25 protein-coding genes and 2 pseudogenes are annotated in these 24,773 nt (G+C 40.8%); 18 read left to right on the forward strand and 9 right to left on the reverse strand.

Going from position 1 to position 24,773, the window contains the following annotated elements:
- Nucleotides 1-228 precede the first annotated feature (228 nt).
- Nucleotides 229-984, reverse strand: coding sequence for a hypothetical protein (locus QSH61_RS19695; RefSeq protein ID WP_010605259.1), 756 nt, complete (start codon nt 982-984; stop codon nt 229-231).
- A 373-nt stretch (nt 985-1,357) separates the two neighbouring features.
- Here QSH61_RS19695 and QSH61_RS19700 point away from each other — a divergent pair, with 373 nt between their 5' ends.
- The gene (locus QSH61_RS19700) at nt 1,358-2,419 is read left to right on the forward strand and encodes a hypothetical protein (protein WP_174169342.1); all 1,062 of its coding nucleotides are present in this window, start codon (nt 1,358-1,360) and stop codon (nt 2,417-2,419) included.
- A gap of 45 nt (nt 2,420-2,464) precedes the next feature.
- Here the strand turns inward: QSH61_RS19700 and QSH61_RS19705 are convergent, their stop codons facing one another.
- The 3 genes from QSH61_RS19705 to QSH61_RS19715 all read right to left on the reverse strand — a co-directional run bounded on the left by QSH61_RS19705 (nt 2,465) and on the right by QSH61_RS19715 (nt 5,902).
- Nucleotides 2,465-2,824, reverse strand: a complete 360-nt coding sequence (locus QSH61_RS19705; RefSeq protein WP_174169341.1) for a gamma-glutamylcyclotransferase family protein — start codon at nt 2,822-2,824, stop codon at nt 2,465-2,467.
- A gap of 62 nt (nt 2,825-2,886) precedes the next feature.
- Complete coding sequence (locus tag QSH61_RS19710; RefSeq protein ID WP_206471906.1) at nt 2,887-5,037, reverse strand: DUF6351 family protein; 2,151 nt, start codon at nt 5,035-5,037, stop codon at nt 2,887-2,889.
- Nucleotides 5,038-5,152: 115 nt separating this feature from the next.
- A complete protein-coding gene (locus tag QSH61_RS19715) occupies nt 5,153-5,902 on the reverse strand; it encodes a substrate-binding periplasmic protein (RefSeq protein WP_102057944.1) in 750 nt (249 codons plus the stop codon).
- Between the two features lie 540 nt (nt 5,903-6,442).
- Between QSH61_RS19715 and QSH61_RS19720 the strand changes: the two genes are divergently transcribed.
- The 3 genes from QSH61_RS19720 (at nt 6,443) to QSH61_RS19730 (ending at nt 9,098) form a co-directional block, all read left to right on the forward strand.
- The gene (locus QSH61_RS19720; RefSeq protein WP_010605265.1) at nt 6,443-6,763 is read left to right on the forward strand and encodes a hypothetical protein; all 321 of its coding nucleotides are present in this window, start codon (nt 6,443-6,445) and stop codon (nt 6,761-6,763) included.
- The gene (locus QSH61_RS19725; protein WP_206471907.1) at nt 6,760-8,373 is read left to right on the forward strand and encodes a PepSY-associated TM helix domain-containing protein; all 1,614 of its coding nucleotides are present in this window, start codon (nt 6,760-6,762) and stop codon (nt 8,371-8,373) included. Before QSH61_RS19720 ends, QSH61_RS19725 begins: the two co-directional genes overlap by 4 nt.
- A gap of 104 nt (nt 8,374-8,477) precedes the next feature.
- Complete coding sequence (locus QSH61_RS19730) at nt 8,478-9,098, forward strand: LysE family translocator (protein WP_206471908.1); 621 nt, start codon at nt 8,478-8,480, stop codon at nt 9,096-9,098.
- A gap of 107 nt (nt 9,099-9,205) precedes the next feature.
- Here QSH61_RS19730 and QSH61_RS19735 read toward each other — a convergent pair whose 3' ends face one another.
- Nucleotides 9,206-9,814: a hypothetical protein gene (locus tag QSH61_RS19735; RefSeq protein WP_010605268.1), complete on the reverse strand. Its 609-nt coding sequence runs from the start codon at nt 9,812-9,814 to the stop codon at nt 9,206-9,208.
- A gap of 332 nt (nt 9,815-10,146) precedes the next feature.
- On the opposite strand from QSH61_RS19735, the gene QSH61_RS19740 reads away from it, so the two are divergent.
- Entirely contained in the window at nt 10,147-10,845 is a 699-nt protein-coding gene (locus QSH61_RS19740) for a hypothetical protein (RefSeq protein WP_174169335.1), read from the forward strand.
- A gap of 203 nt (nt 10,846-11,048) precedes the next feature.
- On the opposite strand, the gene QSH61_RS19745 is transcribed toward QSH61_RS19740, so the two are convergent.
- The gene (locus QSH61_RS19745) at nt 11,049-12,020 is read right to left on the reverse strand and encodes an integron integrase (protein ID WP_130165411.1); all 972 of its coding nucleotides are present in this window, start codon (nt 12,018-12,020) and stop codon (nt 11,049-11,051) included.
- A gap of 233 nt (nt 12,021-12,253) precedes the next feature.
- Here QSH61_RS19745 and QSH61_RS19750 point away from each other — a divergent pair, with 233 nt between their 5' ends.
- From QSH61_RS19750 to QSH61_RS19780, 7 genes are all read left to right on the forward strand, one after another.
- Entirely contained in the window at nt 12,254-12,787 is a 534-nt protein-coding gene (locus tag QSH61_RS19750; RefSeq protein WP_206471909.1) for a hypothetical protein, read from the forward strand.
- Between the two features lie 164 nt (nt 12,788-12,951).
- On the forward strand, nt 12,952-13,575 hold the full coding sequence (locus QSH61_RS19755) for a hypothetical protein (RefSeq protein WP_206471910.1): 624 nt from the start codon (nt 12,952-12,954) through the stop codon (nt 13,573-13,575).
- 49 nt (nt 13,576-13,624) lie between these two features.
- Nucleotides 13,625-14,200, forward strand: coding sequence for a hypothetical protein (locus tag QSH61_RS19760; RefSeq protein WP_206471911.1), 576 nt, complete (start codon nt 13,625-13,627; stop codon nt 14,198-14,200).
- A gap of 383 nt (nt 14,201-14,583) precedes the next feature.
- A complete protein-coding gene (locus tag QSH61_RS19765) occupies nt 14,584-15,366 on the forward strand; it encodes a hypothetical protein (protein WP_206471912.1) in 783 nt (260 codons plus the stop codon).
- 275 nt (nt 15,367-15,641) lie between these two features.
- On the forward strand, nt 15,642-15,938 hold the full coding sequence (locus QSH61_RS19770; RefSeq protein WP_206471913.1) for a hypothetical protein: 297 nt from the start codon (nt 15,642-15,644) through the stop codon (nt 15,936-15,938).
- Nucleotides 15,939-16,085: 147 nt separating this feature from the next.
- Nucleotides 16,086-17,174 carry a hypothetical protein gene (locus tag QSH61_RS19775; RefSeq protein ID WP_206471914.1) on the forward strand — a complete coding sequence of 363 codons (1,089 nt, stop codon included), beginning with the start codon at nt 16,086-16,088 and terminating at the stop codon, nt 17,172-17,174.
- 122 nt (nt 17,175-17,296) lie between these two features.
- Nucleotides 17,297-17,755 (forward strand): hypothetical protein, encoded by a 459-nt coding sequence (locus QSH61_RS19780; RefSeq protein ID WP_174169333.1) that lies wholly within the window; start codon nt 17,297-17,299, stop codon nt 17,753-17,755.
- Between the two features lie 286 nt (nt 17,756-18,041).
- On the opposite strand, the gene QSH61_RS19785 is transcribed toward QSH61_RS19780, so the two are convergent.
- Nucleotides 18,042-18,977 carry a transposase gene (locus QSH61_RS19785; protein ID WP_286124436.1) on the reverse strand — a complete coding sequence of 312 codons (936 nt, stop codon included), beginning with the start codon at nt 18,975-18,977 and terminating at the stop codon, nt 18,042-18,044.
- Nucleotides 18,978-19,093: 116 nt separating this feature from the next.
- Nucleotides 19,094-19,324 (reverse strand): annotated as a pseudogene (locus QSH61_RS19790) (IS110 family transposase); the annotation flags it as partial.
- 128 nt (nt 19,325-19,452) lie between these two features.
- On the opposite strand from QSH61_RS19790, the gene QSH61_RS19795 reads away from it, so the two are divergent.
- Together QSH61_RS19795 and QSH61_RS19800 are read left to right on the forward strand one after the other, a co-directional pair.
- Nucleotides 19,453-19,686, forward strand: a complete 234-nt coding sequence (locus tag QSH61_RS19795) for a hypothetical protein (RefSeq protein ID WP_206471915.1) — start codon at nt 19,453-19,455, stop codon at nt 19,684-19,686.
- Between the two features lie 137 nt (nt 19,687-19,823).
- The gene (locus QSH61_RS19800; protein WP_206471916.1) at nt 19,824-20,375 is read left to right on the forward strand and encodes a HEPN domain-containing protein; all 552 of its coding nucleotides are present in this window, start codon (nt 19,824-19,826) and stop codon (nt 20,373-20,375) included.
- Nucleotides 20,376-20,758: 383 nt separating this feature from the next.
- On the opposite strand, the pseudogene QSH61_RS19805 reads toward QSH61_RS19800, so the two are convergent.
- Nucleotides 20,759-20,854 (reverse strand): annotated as a pseudogene (locus tag QSH61_RS19805) (transposase); the annotation flags it as partial.
- A 122-nt stretch (nt 20,855-20,976) separates the two neighbouring features.
- Between QSH61_RS19805 and QSH61_RS19810 the strand changes: the two are divergent.
- From QSH61_RS19810 to QSH61_RS19825, 4 genes are read left to right on the forward strand one after another with little or no spacing between them, the layout of a single operon-like run.
- Complete coding sequence (locus tag QSH61_RS19810) at nt 20,977-22,011, forward strand: sensor histidine kinase (protein ID WP_010605285.1); 1,035 nt, start codon at nt 20,977-20,979, stop codon at nt 22,009-22,011.
- Nucleotides 22,011-22,712, forward strand: coding sequence for a response regulator (locus QSH61_RS19815; protein ID WP_206471917.1), 702 nt, complete (start codon nt 22,011-22,013; stop codon nt 22,710-22,712). The genes QSH61_RS19810 and QSH61_RS19815 overlap by 1 nt, the downstream gene beginning before the upstream one ends.
- A gap of 20 nt (nt 22,713-22,732) precedes the next feature.
- Complete coding sequence (locus tag QSH61_RS19820; protein ID WP_174169323.1) at nt 22,733-23,389, forward strand: potassium channel family protein; 657 nt, start codon at nt 22,733-22,735, stop codon at nt 23,387-23,389.
- Complete coding sequence (locus tag QSH61_RS19825) at nt 23,389-24,759, forward strand: TrkH family potassium uptake protein (protein ID WP_206471918.1); 1,371 nt, start codon at nt 23,389-23,391, stop codon at nt 24,757-24,759. Before QSH61_RS19820 ends, QSH61_RS19825 begins: the two co-directional genes overlap by 1 nt.
- Nucleotides 24,760-24,773 lie beyond the last annotated feature (14 nt).

Consider the following 24,773-nt stretch of genomic DNA (forward strand, 5'->3'; position numbering starts at 1 on the left):
TGGCTGTCACTCGGTGCAGCTTGTTTCATGATGGAGCCATTTTGATACGAGGTAAGTCTCTTCAATAGCTTATTTGGAAATCTTCAGCTGCTTTGAATCGGAAAGTGCGGATAAGAAGTGGGATACACATTAAAGAAAAAGCTCTCTTGCGAGAGCTTTTGGGCTATGTTTACTCTAGACTAGTTATTCGAACGAACTTTTAGAAGAGGGGTAAGTTACGCTAATAAACTAATTTAAAGTAATTTTGAATTCTTCAGATTCTTTTTCTTGAATCGCATTAATTCGACTACCGGGTTTAAACTTGCTATCAATAGTACCTTTTCGGATACGGAACAACTTAACTGTTGTCTCACACGGTTTAGTTTTATCCAGTGCTTCGTTATCAAAGCCAGTTAATTCACCCAACAGGATTTTATATTGGCCGCTAGACTCAGAGATTTCAGACTCAAAATTAACAAAATGTGAAGCGCCATTATTCGCTATACAAGTTGAGTTTAAGCTGATAAGTAACGTGGTATTTATGTCACTTTCCGGTTTCCACTCGACTAAAAGATCATCATTACGATTAAACTGTTCAGAAACAGGAGAGTAAAGTTTAATTGGAGTAGGAAGTCTAACTTTGGAGGTTAGCGTTTCATCTTCTTTATCTCGAAGAAACTCAAGAGTTAACTCAGTGTCTTTTTCGGTCGCTGTAAAATAGCCTTGATAATCGACATCAAATAAGTCGTCATCTTTTTCTAATTGCTTCTTTTCGTTTCCTAGTTTGGCAACCACACTATCACCTTCAGAAAGAATGATGTTTGCGCCAGAACTGTTGTTTAAATTGAACTCTGTAACAACACGAGATGTGTCACCATTTGAAGTAACGCGGATATCCGCCCAAATCCCTTCTGTTTTTACAATATCCGACTGCGTTGACTCGGTCGAGCAACCAACTAATGAGGCAATTATTATGCTAGTTGCGATAACGCTGAATCGCTTCACGAATCTTTCCTTTTCTTCAATATGTACAAAAATAGTGTAGCGCTATTTTAATGTTTCTAGAACAGGGTATTACAATTTATAACAATTTGCTTTTTAAATGCATGAAGCACTAAGTAAGTGGATATCTAAAAGAAATTATGTAAAGGAGACGTCCATGTCTCTAGAAAACGCCGATATACTATGTCGCAATTGTGTATGTAAAAAGGATGAGGCTGCAAATGATACGACTTAAATCAAATGGGGTGGCTTAATTCAGTATCTGGATGTAAAACAGCTCAGTTGTGTTAATAGTACCGACATAAACACATCATTTTTCTGTTACATCATTTGTACATATTATGGGTTCATTCAACTCATAATAAGGAAAGTGAACGTGAAAGACATCTGTAAACTTGCTGGTTTGATTTTGATTGGTATTACCACACTAAGTGTTAATGCCGGAGAGACAACACTTAAGTTATCAAAACCAAGCGGCCTGCCCTCACCGGTGGAGTCTGCTCGCTCGATAAATATTGGCTCAGTAGCCGACAATTTGTTTTCTGATCTGAGGAGCTTTGAGGTAGAAACTGAATCGGGTATGCGTCGTGATATTGCAGGCATGAGTAAAGTAAAAAGTATTTATGCGATAGACGTTGATGCCAAGCGAGTGTCAGCAACCTTTTCGGGAACAACTAACTACAAAGTAAAGTTGACGCTCAAGAATATAAACTTATATGCCAAGGTCAAATTTTCCGGCATTGATATCCTTTGCCCCAGCGTAACTGTGACGGCACGTTTAAATAACTTAGCTCCTACCGCAACATATAACTACTATACAGGGGCTTTGGAAGACCTTGCGATTAACTACAATCGAAAGGTTGATGCAAGTTGCTCAACGGGATTATTTTCCATACCAGGCGTAAGTATATTTGTTGATTACTTTGCAAGTGATTACGCAAAAGCGAAAGTTGATGATTTGATCAAAAGTAATTTAAGAAAGTTCAGTGAGCTAGAGCAGCCAGGGGCATTGTTTGGAATGCAGAAAATTTTAGCGGATAGGCGCGTATCTGCAAATATCAGCAGTGCTGAACGAGCGTTAAATATCGATATTGAAGAAACAATCGCTAACTTGGTTACAGGTATGAATATTTATATTGATTTAAAGCGTGATGCAAATGGCTATGGCAAACATTTTGCTCAAATTGGAGTGTACCAGAGTACTCCGACTATAAATTCTTCTTGGGGAGGTAACTTCAGTGTTGCTGCCAATGGTGCGAATCGTATAAATAAATACGCGTTAACAAGCGGTCGCTGGCATAGCAGTGATTGGACTCCAGGTATTTTATATGATGGGCAGTTTATCGGCGCGATTGCGTTTAATCGAGTATATGGCGTTGCGAGCTATATGGGCCAGAAACAAGTCACAATAAGTAACTGCGGTAAGGCGTGTGAGTAGTTTATATGTAGTAGCTAATGATAGAGCTAGGAAAGCTCTATCATTTTATAGACTTTCTACGAGAATTGCTTTTTGGTTTGCTACATAAATCCAGCATTGTTGTCCAGAAACAACAGTTGCCGAAATGCGCTGATATTCATCCACTTCGTACCCATCTGCATGAGCTAATTCAGCTTCCGTGATTAAAAATACAGTGCCCTCTACCTTATCCTCTGCATCACCTGTCGCGATTAAAATGGGATGAATGTCCTTTTGGCTACTGGCAATAACAGCGGGATCTGTTATTTTAACTTGGCCAATTTTAAATCCACAAAGTACCGCTTTCTCGCCTTCTAATCGTCTGCCGAATGTATCAAGTTGCACTTGCTCCTGCTGCAGTGTGCCGTACGAAAATAATGCTTGCATCACTTAATTCTAATCCGTTGCTCTCCTGTAAGTTTTAAGTCTAAGCTGCGACATTTTCATGGTCAATCAAGATCTTGCGGTCTACCCATATCGGACTGGCTATAATCGCATACGCCCTTAGGGTAAATTTGTTTAAGTGTGGTGAGTTGTGTTGAGATATCTACATCCCCGTAGATCCCTTGCGCGAGCGCCGCTTCAATCGAAATTTTATGACACTTAAATATATCACCAGCCCAGTTTGCACCAGCTTGAATTCTGCTGGTAGAAAACATTGGATATCTGGCGGTACAAGTTCCTTGCGGCTGGTTATTCCAGATACCATTAAACACTGCGTTGCCGCTGGCGATGACTTTACCTTGTTCGTCGAAACACGTATCAGCAAGTGTCTTCGGTTTTGCGTCTGTAACGGATAAATTCGGTTGCGCTTTGAGGTTGAGTAACCATTCATCCATTTTTTCAAATGCGAGTTGAGTTGGATTAAACGCTTGATGTGCAACCCAAATCACTTGATTCTCTGGGGTTGAATCAGCGGCGGACATTCTCAATCGAGTATAAAATGAAGCAGACATATGATGCATATCTAACTCGTTCTCAAGATAATGTCTGGCATCAATAATAGGGATATCAACCTTGCCAATAAATACCTGTCCAGAGCGATACGCTTTTTCCATCGCCGCAAGGCTGCCACTGTGCCTTGGTGCTATACCATTGTCATCTGGCGTGGTGATATTATGATTGCCCCAAAGAGTGAGCCAAATAGGTACTTTGTGGCCAAACGGTAATACAATTTCTTCTTGTTGCATTTGGTTTTGGGGCTTCCATCCGCCTATTTTTTTGTTGAGATCAATAAATTCAGCCATCGTGATCTGCTGAGCCTTTAATGCTTCTAGTCCATATTGAACGCCTTCGTTATCCCAAGTGCTTAATCCTAAGCCTGATTGATCCGTGCCAAATACGTTGGCCATGTCTTGCCAGTAACTCCAGTTTGTTCTCTCTACTACCTCATCCTCAAAAAAGGCCCTTAAAAACCCTTGCCTCGGATTATTAATAAAAGTAGATAATCCAAAGTAGCCATTGATGCATTCACTATTGCCGTCAGGAAAGGAGGGCGCAAACCCGGACATTAATTGGTTGAGAGGTTGCAAAAAACCAGCTCGTTGCGGAAAGTCGTTGATTGCATTCATGCCTTCAATATGGCGGCGGCGGGTCCAATCACGCCATGCTTTTCTGTCATTGGCTCTAAAGGTGAAGTAATTATTCAGTAAATCACAATCTAACGCGTAAGTGGTTTGGGTGATCATATCAGGGTAACTATAAAGTGGGATAAGGCCATCTAAGATCCCTTGGCTATTTTGTGCAATCAAATATTGAGCGAGCCCACCGCCAGAGCCGCCAATCCCAACTGTATAGAGTGGCTCTCCGTATAAACTCGTGAATTGCTTTTTCACCCGTCTTGCAGTGTCTTCGGCCAGTAACATATTGTAGGTGTAGCTGGTTTTATTGCCACTAGAGCTTATAACTGCGTAGCCAAGCTTTAACTGCTCTAGCTGTCTATCTATTACACGCTCCGGTTTTTGCCTACCTTGTCTAAAGCCAATCCCTGAACCGCCATTAAATTGGTAGATAAGCCGGTTATTCCATTGAGACTTAGCCTGTCTATCACCCACTTCGTCAACTGTAATTGGCATAACGATAGTGTAAATGAAGCGATTGATGGTGCCTTGCTCAACGCGTAACAGTAAGTTTGTGTCTATCGCTTTATTTCTTTCGTCTAGCGGCTTGATTTGGTTGTCAGAAGTTATCGCAAAGTAGCGTAAACGCGTTTTTGCCATGCAATCTTTACTAAAACCAAGTACTTGGTTTGATAGCTCATCCATCACCGGCACACCGAGTCCCGAGTGGTTATCTATTTCTGGTTGACCAAGGCCAGAGTCCAGAGTCATACAGTAAAAAGGATATTGGTTAGGGCCAGAGTATAGGTTGGTATTCGGACCAATATCTCCTAGCGCAATCGGAAATACGAAGGTATCGACGGGCCTGTTAACTTTTGAAATATGCGGATAAAACTCAAGAATAGGATTACTTTCGCTGCTTGCTATTCTTTCTACACTGTAAATTTCTTCTTGCTCACTCGTTAGCCAAAACCAATAGCCACAAGCGCCAAGAACAATCAAAGATAATAATGTGATGAGCCAAGAAAATAAGGATTTCATATGAGCTCCTTCGAGTGCTATGCAAATGGATAAACGGATATTATAAGTGTAGGACTAGATCATCGTAGTGTGGTTATTTGTTTGTTATTTGAACATGAAATTATTGCGTTGAGAATTAAAAATCATCGCCTAAGTATTTAATCTCAATAGCTTTAATTGTTTTATCTGGAACCCTTTCTAAGAGCGACTCGATACGCCTCGCCATAGTTTGGTTCGCGATGTTGTATCCCATAAATTGCTGCTCAGCATGAAAGGGACGCGGTAAAAAAGTGACCTCGAGTTGATGGCGGCGGATCATCTCTAAAGCCCACACTTTGTCGACTAAAATTGCATCAACTCTGTTGTTATTGAGTACGCTAAAAAACTTTTTTCCGTCGTCGTGGTTTTGCTCATAAAACGAACGTCTGACAATGGCTGCGTTGATTTTTTTCAGCCCTTGTACAGCCGCTTCCGGGTAGCTGTAATCCTCTGAGATCATGACTCTTGGGGCGGCAAGTTGATAAAAGTCATCAGGGTTGCTGAAGCGACCTTGTTTTACCGCAAGAGAAAGCAGCCAGGTGGTGAATGACACATCGATAATTGGAAAGCCATCGGCCTCATCCACATGTAAGGTAAAATCAAATGTACCATCGGCAACGCCTGCTAAACAGCGACGATAAGGAAGTTCATGAAATGTCACTCGATAGGGAGTACCTATAAGTGCTGATTTAATTATATCAACCTCTATGCCCCGAACTTGTTTTTGCTCGTTAACAAAGCTGTAAGGCCACCACCGTTCAAAGCAAATGTGTACTGCACGACTATCCGTTTTTGCCTGAGTACAAATACTGGAGAGAGTTAGTAGCAAAATAAAAAAAATGCGCATCGGCAAGTTTGTCCTAAATTACCTTCTCTAAGCGTAATGATAGATTGGAAAAAGCGCAACAAAAGAACATATTATGACTGTTTTACGTTTATACATAAATCAATTCAATGTGGCCGCTATTAGCTGACCGTTGCATCCAGAAGTATCAGGCTATTCGTTATATCTTGTATGTAATAAAAATGATTATCATATCAATTGTATTTTGTGTTGCTGAAAATAAAACATTCGCTATAATCTTAATCTCACCTTAATCCTCAATCTAATTGTAAAACGGAGTTTTACCTTGTTAAGTGTGTTTTTTGTCGCTCTTCTGAGCCTTGCAATTACGTTAATTTACTGCACAAACAAGCATCAGCGCTTGTTAAAGCGACCACTGCCAAACAATGCTAGAACTGCTGGCTACATTCTTCTGGCAATTACATTCATTTTTGCAATACAAATTTTCACTGGTGCTGCGGTCGTATTTAGTTGGCTTATCGGTGTCATGGTACTTACCGCGCTTATTCCCTTCACCATTTTAATACTTTTTAGGAAATCACAATGAGCAGGTTGTCACATGCTGATAAAATCCAGCCTGACTGGTGGGGGAAGACACTTGCAGGTGTCATACTTGGCTTGGCACTAAGCTTTGGGATCGTTGGTCTTTTCGCTTGGGTGGGCAGTGATGGTTTGATGGACACGCTAACTCCTGCAAGACAAAGTTGGCGGACTCAATTTAGCATGTGGATGATTTCTCCTATCTGGTTGCTCATTTTGAGTTTTGTTTTTATGTTCAAAAACTCAAAACAAGCAGTACTTTGGCTTGGCGGCGCTAATTTAGTTGTTTACGTTATTTTATTTGTTGTAAGAGGGATGGCATGAAGATCCGCGCCGATATATTAAGGATTTATCAAAGTGTACATACTTGGACGGGAGTAACGACCGGTCTACTGCTGTTTATCGGTTTCTTTGCTGGCGCTATCACCATGTTTGCAGGTAGCATCGACAAGTGGGCAACGCCTCCTTCTCACCATTTGCCTCAAGTCGATGCCAGCCAATATGATGCGCTTATCCACCGTGTATTTAAACAACATCCTGAAGCTCTAAGTGGTATCAATATTAGTTTCGAAGCAGACAATTCTCCAGTTAATTGGTATGAGCAAGGTGGCGCTCGGGGCTTGAGCCTTGATAAAACGCTCTGGCACGGCACTTTAAATGAAGCAGGGGAGCTTGAGGCGCATACCAGCTATATTAATGAGTTATCATCACTAGTGGATTATCTTCACCGCAGTGCAGGCATTGCGGGGGAAATTGGCCATGATCAGGCAGGGGTTTATGTACTCGGTATTGCGGCAATTTTGTATTTTATTGCGCTTGTTTCGGGCGTTATTTTCTTATTGCCGAGCTTAGTAAAAAGCTTTTTTGCCCTAAGAGATAAAAAAGGCGCGAGCCGTTTTTGGCTTGATACTCATAACCTAATTGGGATCACTAGCTTACCGTTTCATATTATTATCGCCATCACTGTGATTGTATTCGCATTCCACGATATTTTGTACGATGGGTTAGGTAAATTATATGGAGATAAACCTCTTTTTTCACGTCAAGCCCCCTCAGCTGTTGAATACAAGGTTGAAAACTTGCCAAGTCTCGACGTAATTTTGAAAAAAGCGAAAGACTACGCACCTGACTACCAAGTCAAAGGTATAACCCTGAGTCGATTAAATAGCGCCATGCCTTCTGCGTCAATTCAACTGTTAAGTGATAAACACTTGATGCGTGGACCTAAAACTGACTATTTGTTTATGAACCCTTACACATTTGAAGTATCAGCAAGCAGTGTTGCAGATGATGCGCAAGGGGTATGGGGGGCGGTAGTGACCACGTTATTCGGTCTTCACTTCGGGAGTTACGGTGGTGAGTTTGGTCGTTGGGCTTATTTTATTATGGGTATTTTAGGCGCAGTGCTGTTTTATACGGGTAACTTATTGTGGCTTGAGAAGCGCCGTAAGCAAAAGCAGCCGGAGCAGTCAAAATCAACCCGAGTGATGGGTAAATTGACTATTGGCGTGGCAATGGGCTCATTACTTGGTGTAGCTGCCGCGTTTGCTGTAACAAAATGGGCCGCCTTGACCACAATAAACATCAATGTTGTGTATATGTGGGTCTATTATCTGTGTTTTGGTTTTACCTTGATTGCAGCATTCGTTATCGGTATGAGTAAAACGGCAATTTGGTCACAAAAGGCGATTGCCATTTTGTGCTTCTCGTTGCCACTGACTTCAGTCATTGCGTTTGCAATCCCAAGTCTAGGTATTTGGCCTGCGACAGCTTGGTCTTCTATTGGTTTAGAGTTAACTGCTATGATCCTAGGTTTTATTTTTTGGCGAATGGCAGATAAGACGAAGCATAGAGCTTACTATGGCGAAGCCAACAGCATTTGGTTTATTGGTCAGCATAAAACAGAATGTGAATTACAAACGCAGTCTGTATAAAAAACACGTAGAAAGGGGCTGGTAGCTCCTTTTTACTTACAAAGTGCCATCTATTTTTTCAAATCTGTTATCCTACTCGTTTTGCAATTCTCTACGGAAAAATTATGGAGCTTACAGCCTGGTTAAGCCTTGCTGCTATTTGTGCTTTTGGTGCGATGTCACCAGGCCCAAGTTTAGCGGTTGTCTTGCGTTATAGCCTATTTCATAGTGCCAAACACGGTATTGTCGCAAGCCTTGCGCATGGCTTGGGAGTTGGGATTTATGCCAGCCTAGCAATTTTAGGGTTGTCAGGGCTTATTCATCAATTTCCGATTGTATATCAATTTTTGGTTTACGGTGGTGCTGCCTACTTGGCATGGATGGGGATAAAAATCCTAATGAGTAAGAGCCAAGGGTTGGCGGTATCACAGTCTCAAGTGGCAACGTCGTATGCCAAAGCAGCGCAGGATGGTTTTGCAATTGCATTTTTGAATCCGAAGTTAGCTATTTTCTTCGTTGCGCTCTTTTCGCAGTTTATCGACCCAGAAAAGATGACTTTAACGGTAGGTTTTATCATGTGTATCACCGTGCTAACGATAGATGCGTTGTGGTATTTTATTGTCTCAATTTTGAGTGCTTCAGCAAGAGATAAATTCGATTTAACGGCTAAGCGAGCTGTGATTGATAAAATTCTTGGCTGTGCTTTTTTACTGCTCGCCATACGAGTGATTTACCAATCCTTGTAGCCATTGTAAGCACTTCTTGGTCGGCGCTCTATCTTTGTGCCCATCAGGAATGATCGCATAATATGCATAGGGAGCGGGGATCGCCAGTTCGCGCTTATCAAGCTGAACTAATCTAACCCCTTGCGCTGTATGTAGTTATGAAGAATAAATGCTTTGAGTTTTTCGTTATCGGTTTTATTCATTGCAAAGGATACGGCGAGCTCCAATGGGCTTGTCACCTTTATCGAGTGGACGTTTGCAAACAGTGGAATAGGGTCGGCAAGATATAATTTAGCTATCCGACTGATCACATTAATTTGGATTGCATTTGCTTGGTAGGGAAAAGTATTAATCAGTCCACCGGATTGGGATATGGAGACCATGTTAAACGGCATCATTTGAGGGGACAATCTAAACCTGACCGGTGTTGATGGGCAGGTACGCCAACTACGTGGGGCACTAGAGTTAGCGGCTTCCACGATATTAGGGGCTTCTAAGTTGTTGTCTAAAATCTCCATCAATGCCGATAGGTCGCTAAGTGGAAACTCGACCTGCTCGTTGGCATTTTTGGCAACGAGACTAAACTGAGAACTATTTGAAATACTCGCAAGTAACTTTTTAATCTCGCTGTGAGTTTGCTGCTTTTGATCCCTAGCTTCCGGCAATAGCGAACCTGCAACGCGATTACCGGCTAGGGTTCGGTTAATGAATTGTAATTCTTCCTTCGTCAACTTCATGATTAAGCACATCCATTGGGTGGTTGATATTTATACAGCAAGGTTTATACCAAATTCCGCTTTGATTGCTACTGCGGCGTTTCTTTTTTAAGTACGGGCTTGGCAAGTTGTTCAGCAGTAGACTCGTTGCCATTTAGCCTTCAAATAGGGCAATCTAACGTACCTAAGCGGCAATGAATTGCCCATGAAGCTGTACGTGTTATTTAAGAAAATGAAATATTTCCGTGTTCAGTGGCTATTGATATCAATTCATCGGCTGATTGTTGAAAATATTTATTTGGAATAATGCTTGCAAAGATCCCTCACCGAGATTGTTTTTTTAGACTTGCCCAATGCCAACGTTTTTAACTGGACATCAAGTAGCGCTCATAGAGCCTACTTCACTGAACTTTTCACCCTTAGAGCGAGATAAACTAGTGATCCCGAGCGCTCATAATCAGCTTACAGTAAATGACAATCACCATACTGCAGGTGGGGGTCGTGCTCACACCTTTAAACAAAACTTTATGAGTGCCATGAGCAGTGGCTCGTCTGGTGAAACGTCGCTATATGAAAAAAGTAAAACGTTACTGCAGTTCCAATTTGCGGATCACGAAGTTCTATTCGACCTTACAAACATCAACTCTCAAGATGAGGCTGCTTACGAAAAGCTCCGAGCGTTGTTGGCTGATATAATGACAGGGCCTGTAAAGGTTGATATCAGTAGTAAAGATCAAGCGCAGCAATTACTGTTTAAAAATTTAGAGTTAGATTTTTTAGCGTACAAGGAGCTCTCTGAGCGGCTGGAAATGTTGGCAAAGCTTGATCATGAAACTGAAAGTCAAAAAGCATTGGCGCAGCAAGATAGAGATCGCATTCGTGCGGTAATTGCAAGTTTACATGCACGCCTAGAAAAGGGCCAAGAGGCGTTACTTGGCGGAACAACATTAAAAGCGTTGGATGTTAATCGCAAAGATTTTGAGCTTGAATTAGATAGCCTATTTACCAGTGTTGGCTTTGATTCGGATATGCCTGTAACTGGCACGACTTGATTACCGTGATCATTATTGTTTGCTGGGATTTGTACTTTTTACCAAGTATAAAATGTAGTAGCCCATACCCGAATCTCACCGTTTAAAAATAACGGGGCGAGACTTTACCTGACATGCGCTTTGTGGAACAAAAGACGGTCGTCAATGTTACTTTTGTTCCACAAAGCGCACGTTCCACTAACTCATTTATGCCCCAAAACAAGCTAGAAAATTTTGCTCAAAGGGCTTACAACACCGTTTGCGCCTTGCTGTAAAACATGGGTATAAATCTGAGTGGTTTTAACGTCTGAATGGCCTAACTGAGCTTGTACTGTTCTAATATCTGCCCCACTTTGTAACAGGTGTGTAGCAAAAGAGTGGCGAAAAGTGTGGGGCGTTATAGGTTTTGTTATTTGTGCTTTTTTGGCTGCCTCTTTAACCGCTTTACGTACTCCTGTTTGATGAAAATGATGTCGGCGGATCTCCCCAGTTTCAGGATCTGCACTTAACTTATATGAGGGAAATAGATACTGCCAAGCAATTGACTTATTGGCGCTAGGATATTTTCTTGCTAGTGCGTTTGGCATCCAAACACCTGCATATCGTTCATTCTGGGAATCTAATTTTAAGTATTCATCAGCCTGAGCAATTTGATTTCTTAGCAAAGGTATAAGTTCTGTGGCGAGAGTAACCACCCGATGTTTATTCCCTTTTCCATTCCAGATCCGAATGCACTTGTAGTCAAAGTCAATGTCCTGAACTCGTAGTTGAACAGCTTCCATTACACGTAAGCCGCTACCATACATTAAGCCTGAAATTAAATAATATCGTTTACTTAAAAACGACATGAGACGTTTAACCTCCTCGGGGGTCATAACAATTGGCAACTTAGATTGGCGCTTGCTTCTGATAAACGTTAGATTGGGGCACAAATCCTGTTTAATTATTTGCTTATACAGAAAAGATAATGCATTTAACGCTGTCGCTTGTGTTTTAGGCGACACATTACGTTTAAGCACAAGGTAGTCGAGATATTCGACAACCTCGTTATCGCCCATTGAAGCTGGGTGACGCTTATCATGAAAATGAATATAGGAAGAAATCCACTTAAGATATGTATCAACTGTTCTGAGCGAATATTGCTTAGTCAGCATAAACTCTGCGATGTGGTTTAGAAATGGTGAACGAGTTCTCATTGAATTAGCTCTAAAAAAAACTGTATTTATATACAGTATTGGCGTGTTTCTCCTATAGTCAAGAAAACGACCCACTGGGTCGTTTTCATCCTTTTCATAATGATGAAAAATATATCTGTAGCAACAAGTTAGTTATTGTGATAGAACTGGTACAATGAGAATAATGCCCCATGACTCGGTAGATAAACGACCCATTGGGTCGATATTAAATTGTTATATTTCAATCGAGCCTTGTGACTAAATTTATGAATGTAGAGCTTATAGCACCGGCAATGGAGAATTTTAGAAATCACCTGGTTTCCGGTTTTGAAACAATTAAATTAGCATACGAACAATATGCAAAAGAGGCTGAAAACCGACCCAATGATTTCGCAGCTACGTTTGAGGACTATTTTCACGATTGGGCTCAATCTAATTGGGAGCTACTTGTTGAACGCGTCGTTTGCAATCCGAATGAAAGTCTAGCTATTTACGGAACTGGCAGTGATTATGAAACAGACAAACATAGCAGAGTGTTCTTCCATAATGCGGTTCCAACACATGAAATCGTATGTGTTGCCAAAATACAGGCTATAGACTGGATAAGTGGGAAAGTAGTAGACCTTTCAAAGTTTGAGTTTGATGGTTTTGTATCCACTTCTGGAGAATGGTTTGATGTTAGTGCACCATTTGATCATGTATTATTGTCTGAAAAAGGTGTCACAAGTAACTATCTGCAAGTTATTGTGTCAAAAGAACAAATTGAATGGCAAGTTAATGAAATATAACAAGTTGCTCAAAACGGATTCCATAAACTGTGGCGCTTTTTGCTTTTCTGCTTCGCAGGCAAAAATCACCCCAGTTTATTCCACCGTTTAGCAAAGCGTTATACAGCCGACTATGACCAGTGAATGAAAGGTATATATGGATTTCCTGATATAGGGATTAATCAATGAGAGAGATCTATGGTGATTTTTATGCACATGAATATTTGTTTGGAAGAAGAGCAAAAGATATTTCAGGTAATATACTCTTGGTTGTTGGGCCGTCCGGATCAGGAAAATCTTCAATTTCCTCGATCCTAAATAAAATGCCTCAGTATGAAATCATAAGAAACTATACGACCCGGTATAAACGGAGCGATGATCGTTCAGGTCATTTTAGCTATATTTCGGAAGATAGATACGAGTCAATGATAAAAAATAATGACTTTATGCTTTTCTGTGAAAAGGAAAGGGGGATGTACGGTTACCTTGTTGAAGACATTTTCAGAGTTATAAATAAAGGATCTATCGGTATTTTAATGTTTAGGAACACAGGAGCTAAGGCTCTGTTGGATCTCCACTCCCATATAAAAACTGTATTCATTACTGCAAATCCAGCTGATTCAGCAAAACACTCTAGAGAGGAAAAGAACAAACCGTCAACTAGTAAAAATAGAGATGTTTTATTAAAGAACCAAGAGCTATTTGACAAAGCGGAAAAGAAATTAGTGATTGAAAATACGTTTTCTGGGGTGAGCGAGATGTTTACTATTTGTAACTCTATTCATGAGTTCGTAAACAATGATATGTGAGCACAAATCTAACCTTTGGAGGTTGCGAAGACAACAGAAACGATACGGAGTGTCGGGCGTTTTTTTTGCTAAAAAATCATGCTTGGCACACAAGGTGTTTTTTGAAATTCCCAGTCAATTGTCACAAAAAGTATTAGACGGTATTGATTGGTTTTCTTCTGACAGTCTACATATCACAGTTATCAGAGGAAAGTCTAAGGATCATCCCTTGGATTTAGAGTCGATTCAAGAAGCCGCACGCTCAATAAAGATAGATAGTGATATCTTAGCCTCATTTCAAGGTATCGAAGTTGGAGTGGATGGTGCCATAAGGGCGGCCTTCAAATTACTGGATATAGAAAGAAAAATTGATACTAGGACATTTGAACAATATTTTGCGAATTTTGATATTGATGTCAGGGTCCAATCTCATGCTTGGTGTACATTAGGGTGCATCGGTAAAAGTGATCTCACTGATGCGTCCTATATAAGCACAATAAAAAAAGAATTTAGAAAAATCGTTATCGACGATATATTAATTAATTGTGTCGATATAATTTATTACCAAGATATTAGGCTGTCTTCCTATCAGGTTATTAAAAAAATCATCCCAGGAAAAAGAAATGAATTGCAACTCTCAGTTTAAAGAAAATCTATATCTCAAGACAATTGAGTACAAACGAAGCATAGGCATTACACAATGGAGTGTGCTTTCTTTGTTTGTTACAGCTAGTTCAGCAATACTTGTATTTGGATTGAATCAAGAAAATGAATTAATGGGTCTGATAACAAGGCTTTTTGGTCTTTTGGTTTTGTCGTTAGGAATATTGCTCTATGGAAGATATAGAAGTATTAATCAGAGCGTATCGGATTACCTTGTAGATCTAGAAAGCGAGATTGGCTGTAATTTTCAGGAAAGGTTAAACCAGACAGTACACTCAGAATACTGGTCTACAAATCGAATACTAAATGCGGTTTTGGTTATATACGGCACATTGTCAATTCTTGTATATTTTTTATGAGGAAAATATGATTAAAAATGTAACCATTGATTTTTCTCATTGCGAGAGCGACTCAGTAGAAAATATCATACAGAACTTGGAGAAAAGATGGGGGCTATCGATAGCATCCTTTCTGCAAAGGGAAGATATTTCTAAAGTTCAGAGTGAAGTAAATAGATTTTTTGAGTACCTAGGGGGGCTTAGTAAATCGATTTCATCTGATCGCATGAAATACTTTGAATTTCTCTCCCCTGAGCAACTGCATGTTACACACATAACATTATGCAGAAGTAGTCCTACCGGCCCAATACAGAAAGAAAAGTTACTCACTCCTGGGCATAGTATCAAGGAAATCGCTCAAAAAGTTTCTGATGCTTCTACCAACATTGATGGCATTAAGGTATGCATGGATAGATTGGGGGTGTCTGAAGATGGAACGGATCTTTTTGTCGAGGGGAGATTGATAAGTACTACCTCTACATATCACGACAAGTTTATTCAACCAGTTTCAAACTCATTCGATAGCATCTCTAGATTGAGGTCTAGAAAACCTAAAATTGAAGAAAATCATATATTGCTTCATTGTACAGTTGCATTTCTGAAAAGAAAGCTGCCATTCAGTTACGAAAAATATTTAAAGTCGATTAATAGCTATTCCTTCGATTGTTTTGAAATTAATCTAAATAATATTTGTCTGGTTCATCATAGGTACCGGAGCTTTATGAAGCCTCACGAAGGCATAGCACGTTTTTACCTTGGGGGGAGAGGTGTCTCTCCTTCAATCGACGAGCTGCAAATTGGGTTGGTATAAATTTGTATAACAAACGCATGTTGTCGGACAGATTTTCCGCTGTGCTCCAAATCAGCCGCAAATGCGAGCGTTAGGCAGCATATGGGTATTTCTCGCACTTCGGTTGTTTCAATTTTTCTGGCTTTCTCTATTAGTCCTTCCTGGGGGGATAGTGAGACTGAGGTGCTTTGCGATTCTCTAAAGTCTTTTGTTGAATCAGTAGCGCCAGGTGAATCACGCCATGTAGAATTCTCAACGGTTTGGGGGCGCAACTTCAAAGGTGTTCCTGAGCAAGTTTGCCACTACAAGTGCTATTTAATAAACGCTGTGATTTTTATGGGTTTGAGTTAGGTTCGGTTGCGTGCCAGGCATTGATGAAATACGGTTCTGCTGAGTTTGCTGGAAACAATGTATTGCGCGTAGTTTCTTGCCTTTCTCCTGACACCCATTTTGCCTCAGGAGTTAAAATTGAACACGCTGCGTTTTCTTTCCATTATGGTAATGACGGGAGTGGGAGCGAAGTTATAGTGGAATTCAATGAATCAGAAGCATTGGGTGCAATGGTTTTAAAGGTAACTGTAGAGGGTTACTGAAATGCTGCCTAACAAGTCGCTCAAGTTAGCCAGCTTCGCTGGCGGGACAAATTTTCGCGGGCTGGCGCTTCGCGCAAGTATAGCCCACTCAATTTGCCCCTTAGCGGGGCGTTATACCTTTCTGTAGTTTTGCAAGGATATTGAAATATGGAACACTTAAAATTTGATTTAGATAAAGTTCCAGAGTTAACTTTTAAACATCAGAGTAATTATGAATCTAACATACCAAATACGTTGGATTTAAGAATGTTAGATGAAGTAAGTGCAGGGAACACTTTTTTAAGGTTGGCTTCTACATCTCAAAATCCTTTAGTTACGGTACTTGATGAGAAGCCAAGTGATAATTCATTCTCATTGGTAGGTATAACAACTCTACCTATGTATATTCCGATTATGGCTTCCAAATTTAGAGATTACAAAAAGGAGTTGATTCCTGATTTAGATCCTAATAATTGGTACATAAAGGCTGATGGCAAATACCTTTTTAAAGACTCTAGGGTTATAGGGGTCGGACAGAAAAAAGATGATGCAATTGCTCGATGGGTACTTTTTTCAAGCTTTTTAGATCATTTTCGTAAGTATTACTGTTTACATATTTCATACCTTAAAAAAGATGATCCAAGCTTTCAAAAAATAAAACGAAAAAAAGTTATACCTAAATATTATGAAAGTACATTTCGTGGTATCAAAGAGTCTTTACAACTATTTGGCGGTATTCCATCAGATATCATTTTTGATAATCTAGATTCAAATTGCTTTAGAAAAATTCAAAATGACAAATATAATGATTCATTTATAAATAGCATTCAGCGGCTACCGAAAGATGATTTTAAGTCAGATATGGCTCAAATAATGCAATTTGTTGATATGCTTACATACATTTGTTCAAGGTTTCTATTTCCCCCAAACTCGTTGGCCGTATTGTTGGATTTTGAAAAATACTCAATAGGGTTTTCTTCTGATTTATACATGCGTTATAAAGGTTATAGTCCATCAAAAACTGATGTGTGCGCTCATATGGTACTATCAAATATTCTTCATCAATTAAGGTTTTCAATTTTAGATCGCTTTATGCTTAATGATGGGAACATTTATGGATCTGTTAAAAAATATTGTAACGAAGAATATACTGACCTTTCAGGTAAAGTAGTTAACTCTATGATTTCTTTTTCTAATTTAAATGTAAGAAATTTAAATAGCTTAAAGTCAGTTTTTTTTGAAAGCGACTTTAATTAAGGTGCTAAAAGGCATAACAAACAAATCAACAAGGACTAAAAAAGTTTGGCTCCGCTCGTGCCTCGCTATTTTAGCCAAAATTTTTTAGCCTGTTATTCGGGCGTTAGGGTTACAATCAGGCAATGAAGTGGACTGAACCTTGGATTAAATCAATCCAAAACCAAGAGAAATATAGCCTCATTTCAAAGGGGGTGTTAATAAGCTGCTTACTATGGACGTTGTTTTTCGTTTTTTTGGCAGTTGTAAGCCTGTTGACTAAAGATGACTTTATCAGTCATCTAGCTAAAACAATTTGGATTGCTCCTGTGCTAGGTTTCACTTTAGCTTGGGTTTTGTATACGGTCACGTGGCTGTCACCAGTTAAAATTGATTCCGGTCCCAAAGGCCTTGTCAGAATCAAAGCAGATAATATAACTTCGATACCTTGGGAGCTGATCTCTTCGTACAGGTTTATATTTAACGGCATCGTTTTTAAGTTTACTGATGATAGTGAAATCACATTCTTATTACCTGAAGATATGGATCGAAATTTAATAGCAAAGGAACTTGAAGCACACTCAATCAAAAAAGATGTTTTGTAACTCTAACAAATTAATTAAACCGTGGACGCAAAACAGCAGGCTTGCGCTCATTCTTCGCTTAGTTTAGCCAAGGAAAATAAGCGACACCCATCACTATTAACATCAAAGCTGAGGAGGTGAAGTAAAAAAGTATGAAAGCACAGCCGTCACTTTGGCCAAAAACGTTTATCGATAGGTTATTTTTTAGCGCTCAAGCGTATCTCTACATCAAAACCGAGTTATCGCGCACGACAAAGCGCTGTAAATACAACAGTTATAGATTTTCGAGTTGATAGTGTTCGTTTTGCTAAGCCAATAAGCGCTCGCAGTTTGTTAGGTTTGTCCGTCGTCGTTTTTGCAGTGTTTCGCAGTAAGCGGTTATTGTTCGTTCTCGTCCAACTGCACCGTGGAATACCCGAGAAAATTGCGTAGTGAGTTTTATCCAGTTCTCAGGCTCTATATTGAGTCGAGTGAGTATGGGTTGTGACTCAAAGATATAGCCTCGTTTATCGGCGCGAATGCATTTGCCCGTGAGCTCAACCAATTCAATATAGGATTTGAGTTCAAAAGGTAGGCCTTTAGGCATATGTTTTCGTGGGCTGCCAGCAAAGCGTAGTAGGCTTTTTGGTTTAGCGTGGTCGATGCGCTTTTTGATGCTGGTGTAGTCTGAGGTTTCAGGCGTTGCGGCGATTTTGGCTCTAATGGGGTTTAAGTCTACATATGCTAGACAAGCAGCCAGTGCAGCCTCGTCTAGTAATGCTTGGGATTTGAATCGTCCTTCCCAAAACCGGCCTGTACAGCCATCTTCTTTATTTGCTCGGCGGGCGATGTCTTCGTTAAGCACTCGCATAAACCAGCTAATATCTGCGAGCCTTTCTCTGTATTTGGCGACATGCTCATTGAGTATCAACTGCTCCGACTCATTGAGTGGCTCACCTTCAGTAAATTTTTGGCTTACCCAATTGCCTTTAAACAACTTGTGCCATCGAATAACAATTGCTTTATCAGACAGGCGTTTAGCCTTTTTATCATCAACATATAAAACAATGTGGGTGTGATTACTCATCACGGCATAAGCACAGACATCAATGCAAAACACGGAGCCTAACATCAGGAGCTTTTCTTCAACCCAATCACGGCGGTGCTCGTATGATTTTCCGGTAAATTTATCTTCACCGCACAGAAAGGCGTGCCTTACGCAACGGGAGATACAGTGATAATATTTGGTGTCGGTTAAACTGATTTGTCTTTAACGGGCAGTAGCCATAGTTTGGTTTCCTCAATCCTTTGAGTGCAGAATTAAAGCTTAGGCGGTATATTTAGAGGGTGCAAATTAGTGGTGGGTGTCAGCGATTTATTAATTAACCGATAAATCCAGTAACCGCAGGGGCCAGCTTCATAAACGAAGTGAAGCGTTGCATCAGGGCATTTAGATTCAAAATGACGAACTAGTTTTTTAACAGCTATTTTAGCTGATGGTGTTCTGCCAAAGTGCACAGGTTGTGCGCCTCGATAGTCTTCAATATAGGCGACTTCATTGAATTCTTTATGTGTATCAAGTCCGATAAAAAGTATGCTATGTTTGTTCATGCTGGCCTCTGCTGTTTAGTTATTTGACAAACTAATTATGGCTCTGGCTTTGTATTAAGCTAACCCACGAAAAAGCGGAGGCTAGCACCGTGTGGGAGTCATTATGTCTAGGTATTCAAGGAAGTAAGTTGAAGTCATCTAAAATTATCGGATATATTCTACTTGTCCTTGGTTATGTGTTTGGAGCAATATCGCTCTTAAATGTATTAACATCAATGCCTGTGTTTTGGGGAACAGACGCAGAAAATTCTGCTTATCAAATTGGATTTGTAATTGGTCTTATAGTCACAAATATACTTTTTTTCGCATTAGCGGTTGGCCTAGTGAAAAAGGGACGTAAGTTAGTAACTAAATCCATTTGAAGAATGTATACCTAACAAGGCCATCATGGCAATTGGACGCAAAACGCTTGGCTTGCGCTCATTCTTCGCTTAGTTTAGCCAGCTATTTTCCGCCGTTTATTAAGGTGTTAGCCGCTATTGCATTCTGCAGGTTTTAAATGAAAGTTGATTTAAGAAAGTCTCCGTTACAAATGTTTAGCCGCCAGTTAGTGAGGTTAAAGTACGTACAGCATATTCAAAATGATTTGAACATCGAAACAACACGCAAGTTTGACAGCAAAATTAGATATCTAAACCAAACTTACGTGTTTCATTTGGTTGCGTATTGGCAAGATTTTGTTGAGTCTCTCGTGCGTCGAAAATTTACGGACATAAAGTCCTATAGCGGGCCTTATCCTTTAGACGATTTACTTGCTCAGAATGTTGAAAATAAACTGAAAAGGTTTAACACTCCCAATACAAAAAATATTGACCAATTACTTAAAGATGCTTTCGGATTAACGAAAGTTACGACTTGTTGGGATACTGATGATTTTTCACGTGTTCAAGCAAAGGAAAGGCTTGATGGAATCTTATTATCTCGGCATCAAATTGCGCATCGAGGGCTTACTTCAAGAGAATTAAGCTATGAATCGAACTTTGAAGACATGGAGTTCATTTTTGAGTTAGCTACTCTTCTTCAAAAAGCAGTTGATGATCATGCAGTTTAATAGTGTCGGCTAACAAATAGCTTGAAAGCGGATAAAATTGGAAACGATACTAAAAACAATACAGACACCCAAAATTATCTATTCACCATAGTTACGGCAGTTTCGACTTAGAATTACAAACAAGTGTTCATCACTCATATCAAAAGTGTTTCTAAAATAAGCGAGTTTTTGGCGTTTACGTATTTCTCGACGTCAAAATAAGCTTATCGCGCACGGCATGGGGGAGGCTACGGCTAGCGCAGCTTGAGGCGTTATTGCTAAAGCCTTTATTTGGTCTAGCCAGCAAACGTTCACAATTTGCTAGGTTTGTGCGCCGTCGTTTTTTGAGTGTTTTACAATAAGTGGTCAGTACTCGCTCTCGGCCATTCTTCAATGAATTTCTAAGTTATCCAGTTGCTTTTGAACAGCTTGTGCCAGCGTATCACAATGGCTTTATCAGATATGCGCTTAGCCTTTTTATCATCAATATGCAAAAACAAACTTGATAGATAAACAGGCTCTTGTGCTAAATAGCCTAAAGCTAAGTAAATTTTACGCAAATTATACGGCAGCGAAATTTCGACAAGGATAGAATAAAGACATAGCGCAAGTTGGAGTCACTATGTTTTCCGAGAATGGATTTATTGCCAAGAACGAGTATCTCGTGAGTTTTCTGGTTTTGCTGTTAACCAGTGCCTTTGCCGTTGCCTTAGACTCGTTGCTACATTCGGCGATCAGTGTATTGTTGGTATTGCAGTTGGGGGTTGTTGTTGTGTCGCTCATCGCAAAACGTTGGATGGCGCTGGGAGTGGCGATTGTTAGCAGTCTAGTGTTCAACTTTTTTATCACAGAGCCCAGATACACGCTTCATATGAATAACACCGAGGACGTGGTCAATTTAGTGGTATTTATCGCGGTGGCATTAGCTACCAGCTATTTATCGAGCTATATCAAAGAGCAAAAGCAGCAGCTTTTAGTTGCGAATGTGCGCTCCAATATCTTGTTGTCGGTTTCTCATGATCTACGCACACCGCTCGCTGCGGTGATAGGAGCGCTCGAAACGCTAGAAACCTATCGTGATAAGTTAGACCAAGACGAGCAAAATGAGCTGTTGGGGTCCGCACGATCAGAAAGCCACCGTTTGTTTCGCTATATCGAAAATATTTTGCAAGCCACCAAGTTACAGCATCAAGGGGATGAGCTTTCGCTTTTGAAGCAACCTACGTCTATTGATGTCTTGATTGATAACGTGATTTTGCGGCTAGGCGCGCCATGCGTCTCGAGAATGCCACAGAATATGAGTCCAATTCTCACGATACAAGCTGCACTCATTGAACAAGCCCTGTTTAACTTAATTGAAAATGCAGTCACCTTTAGTCCCGATGGAGAGCGGGTTGAGATTTCCTTTGGAGAAACGCAGCAAGCGTTGTTGATATTTATTCAGGATAACGGCCCTGGGATCCCCGTTGCTCGGCAAAAAGAAGTCTTTACCGCCTTTAGCTCGTTTCGGCAAAGCGCCAGTAAAGACGGTGGCAGTGGCTTAGGGCTGAGTGTGGCAAGAGGTATTATTCGTGCGCACGGCGGTGATATTCGCATTTTGCCGACGACGCAAGGCTGCACAATGGAAGTTAGTTTGCCAAAAGAGGAGGCGCATTGATGACTCACACCATTTTATTGATTGACGATGAAGAAGAGATCCGTCGTTTTATCCGCTTAGCATTAAAAGCTGAAGGGCTGAATTATATGGAAGCCAGCACTGGAAAGGAAGCCATGTCGGTGTTAAAAGGTGAGCTGCCAGACTTAGTTATCTTAGATCTCGGGCTACCAGATTTTGATGGATATAGCATTTTGAAGAAGATCCGAGAAACCAGCAAGTTACCTGTATTGATCTTAACTGCGCGAGATCAAGAGGCTGAGAAGATTAAACTGCTGGAGGGCGGCGCAAACGACTACCTGACGAAGCCTTTTAGCATCAAAGAGCTAATAGTGCGCGTCAAAGTGCTATTACGAGATTTAGTACCGAACAAACGCTTGCTCGCCATTGACTACGGCAAGTTGATGATAGATCTACAAAAGCATCAAGTCATTATGGATAACGCACCATTAGCACTGTCGAAAAAGGAATTTGCACTACTTAGTATGCTTGCACAAAGAGCACAAGAATTAGTCAGTCAGCAAACCTTATTAAAGCAAATTTGGGGCGAAAGCCATGTGGAAGATAGTCACTATTTACGGATTGTGGTCAGCCAGTTACGTAAGAAACTCAGTGACGATGCTGCTACACCAAAAATCATAGAAACTGAGCCCGGGGTTGGTTATCGGTTTTTACTTTTACCGCTCAATAAGCATTTCTCATAACGGGGTATATAGAGGTTGTTATGGCACAATTTGTAGTTATTGGTTTAGGTCGATTTGGTTTTGCGGCTTGTTTGGAATTAAAGCGGCTTGGAAACAAAGTGATAGGGGTAGATAGTCGCGAACGTGTGGTGAACCAAGTTGTTGAGCATATTGATTATGCCACCTCTTTAGACGCGACCGATGAAACGGCATTACGCCAACTAGATATTACGAGAAGCAAAGCGGTATTGGTCGCCATAGGTGAAAACCTAGAATCGAGCATTTTATGTGTACTGTCGTTAAAGAACTTAGGCGTTGAGCAAATTTGGGTTAAGGCCAGCTCAGAAGCGCATCATACAATTTTATCTCGTTTAGGCGTAACACGCGTGATCCGCCCTGAAGAAGAAATGGGGATCAGGGTCGCACAAACACTGAATTACCCCATGGTCAATCAATATATGCAATTGGGGCATGGTTTTTATATGGTGGAAGTCATCGTGAATAAATTAAGCTGCGGGCAGTCTTTGGCAACGCTATTAAAGCGTGCAAAGGGCGAAATCAAGGCTGTGTTAGTACAGCGCGGCAAAGCGTGTTATAGCAATCCGGCAGAGTCATTTTTGATCAACGAAGATGATAAAGTGATCCTCAGCGGTCAGTTAAAAGCGTTAAATTCTATCGCGCTAAAACTGGGGGCGTAATGAAAACATGGAGTCCCCATTATTATCCCTATCCAAGTAGCCAGCCCAAAGCCCGCAAAAAGCCGCTTAGGTTAAGCCCCCCAGCAGTTCTGTTTATTGGGTTTTGTGGGCTGATAGCTTTAGGTACTATTTTGTTGTTGCTACCGATAGCACACACCCAAGACATCAAAGTGATGCAAGCGTTATTTACAGCAACTTCCGCGGTAACGGTGACAGGACTTGCCGTATTGAGTACGCCAAATGATTTTACGACCTTTGGCCATCTCGTTATTGCTAGTCTTATTCAAATCGGTGGACTTGGTTTTATGACCATTACGGTTGTGGTGCTGCGGGGGATGGGGCAGCAAATGGACATTAGTAAACAACTTATCGCAAAAGAAAGCTTTGGCATAGCTCGATTTGATCAGTTGGTTGATACAGCCAAATGCGTGTTAGTTTATGCACTGATCATCGAATCGATAGGATTTACCATTTTGCTTGCCCATTGGTATCAAACGCTACCGCTTGGTGATGCGATAATGCAAAGCTTCTTCTACACTATTTCGGCTTTTAACAATGCGGGATTTGCATTGCATGATGACAGCCTCACCAGTTTTCGTGGTGATTGGGTCGTTAATCTTGTGATATCGGGATTATTTGTGATTGGCGGACTTGGATTTGTGGTGTTGATGGATGTAGTGAAAAGACGCCGTTGGAGCCGGTTTGGATCTGCCACTAAGTTAGTGTTGATAGCAACAGCGGTGTTAAATGTGCTGGCATTTAGCTTATTTTGGCTTTTTGAAGCAAATAACCCAGAGACCCTTGGAAATTTGCCGTTGTCTGAGCAAGTGAGCACCGCCTGGATGCAAGCGGTAACGCCACGGACAGCGGGCTTTAACAGTATCGACTTTGCGCTGGTGAATGACGAAAGTACCGTGCTGACCATTTGGTTAATGATAATAGGGGGCGGCTCTATGAGTACGGCCAGTGGTCTTAAAATAACCACGGTTGTGGTGCTATTAATGGCAACTTACGCTTATCTGAGACGCAGAGATCAAGTCGCTATCGGACACAGACAGATCTCGCCTGAAACGGTATTTAAGGCGCTTAGTCTCACCGTGGTGTACTTTTTTACCGTGATGCTCGCAACCCTTATTTTAACGATCACCGAGCAGGCAAATTTAACGGATATCACGTTTGAAGCGGTGTCTGCATTAGGCACGGTTGGCTTATCTCGAGGGATCACTGGCTCATTGTCCGCACCCGGTGAAGCGGTAATCATCTTTTTAATGCTGATTGGACGCTTGGGGCCGCTAACCTTTCTATATTTGATCGCTCGCCCGAAACGGGAGAATTTGAAGTATGCAAAAGCGGAAATTCAGGTAGGATAAGCAAAAAAATAACG

It is taken from the genome of Pseudoalteromonas sp. JC3, assembly GCF_030291895.1.
In the GTDB taxonomy this organism is placed as follows: domain Bacteria; phylum Pseudomonadota; class Gammaproteobacteria; order Enterobacterales; family Alteromonadaceae; genus Pseudoalteromonas.

Bases quoted from the DNA above. Each gene is read 5' to 3' on its own strand.
- QSH61_RS19725 (WP_206471907.1), top strand. From the start codon at position 6,760: ATGAAGATCCGCGCCGATATATTAAGGATTTATCAAAGTGTACATACT.
- QSH61_RS19800 (WP_206471916.1), top strand. From the start codon at position 19,824: ATGAAAGTTGATTTAAGAAAGTCTCCGTTACAAATGTTTAGCCGCCAG.
- QSH61_RS19710 (WP_206471906.1), bottom strand. From the start codon at position 5,037: ATGAAATCCTTATTTTCTTGGCTCATCACATTATTATCTTTGATTGTT.
- QSH61_RS19775 (WP_206471914.1), top strand. From the start codon at position 16,086: ATGGAACACTTAAAATTTGATTTAGATAAAGTTCCAGAGTTAACTTTT.
- QSH61_RS19780 (WP_174169333.1), top strand. From the start codon at position 17,297: ATGAAGTGGACTGAACCTTGGATTAAATCAATCCAAAACCAAGAGAAA.
- QSH61_RS19765 (WP_206471912.1), top strand. From the start codon at position 14,584: ATGATTAAAAATGTAACCATTGATTTTTCTCATTGCGAGAGCGACTCA.
- QSH61_RS19730 (WP_206471908.1), top strand. From the start codon at position 8,478: ATGGAGCTTACAGCCTGGTTAAGCCTTGCTGCTATTTGTGCTTTTGGT.
- QSH61_RS19820 (WP_174169323.1), top strand. From the start codon at position 22,733: ATGGCACAATTTGTAGTTATTGGTTTAGGTCGATTTGGTTTTGCGGCT.
- QSH61_RS19745 (WP_130165411.1), bottom strand. From the start codon at position 12,020: ATGAGAACTCGTTCACCATTTCTAAACCACATCGCAGAGTTTATGCTG.
- QSH61_RS19815 (WP_206471917.1), top strand. From the start codon at position 22,011: ATGACTCACACCATTTTATTGATTGACGATGAAGAAGAGATCCGTCGT.
- QSH61_RS19810 (WP_010605285.1), top strand. From the start codon at position 20,977: ATGTTTTCCGAGAATGGATTTATTGCCAAGAACGAGTATCTCGTGAGT.
- QSH61_RS19755 (WP_206471910.1), top strand. From the start codon at position 12,952: ATGAGAGAGATCTATGGTGATTTTTATGCACATGAATATTTGTTTGGA.
- QSH61_RS19825 (WP_206471918.1), top strand. From the start codon at position 23,389: ATGAAAACATGGAGTCCCCATTATTATCCCTATCCAAGTAGCCAGCCC.
- QSH61_RS19720 (WP_010605265.1), top strand. From the start codon at position 6,443: ATGAGCAGGTTGTCACATGCTGATAAAATCCAGCCTGACTGGTGGGGG.
- QSH61_RS19735 (WP_010605268.1), bottom strand. From the start codon at position 9,814: ATGAAGTTGACGAAGGAAGAATTACAATTCATTAACCGAACCCTAGCC.
- QSH61_RS19715 (WP_102057944.1), bottom strand. From the start codon at position 5,902: ATGCGCATTTTTTTTATTTTGCTACTAACTCTCTCCAGTATTTGTACT.
- QSH61_RS19705 (WP_174169341.1), bottom strand. From the start codon at position 2,824: ATGCAAGCATTATTTTCGTACGGCACACTGCAGCAGGAGCAAGTGCAA.
- QSH61_RS19740 (WP_174169335.1), top strand. From the start codon at position 10,147: ATGCCAACGTTTTTAACTGGACATCAAGTAGCGCTCATAGAGCCTACT.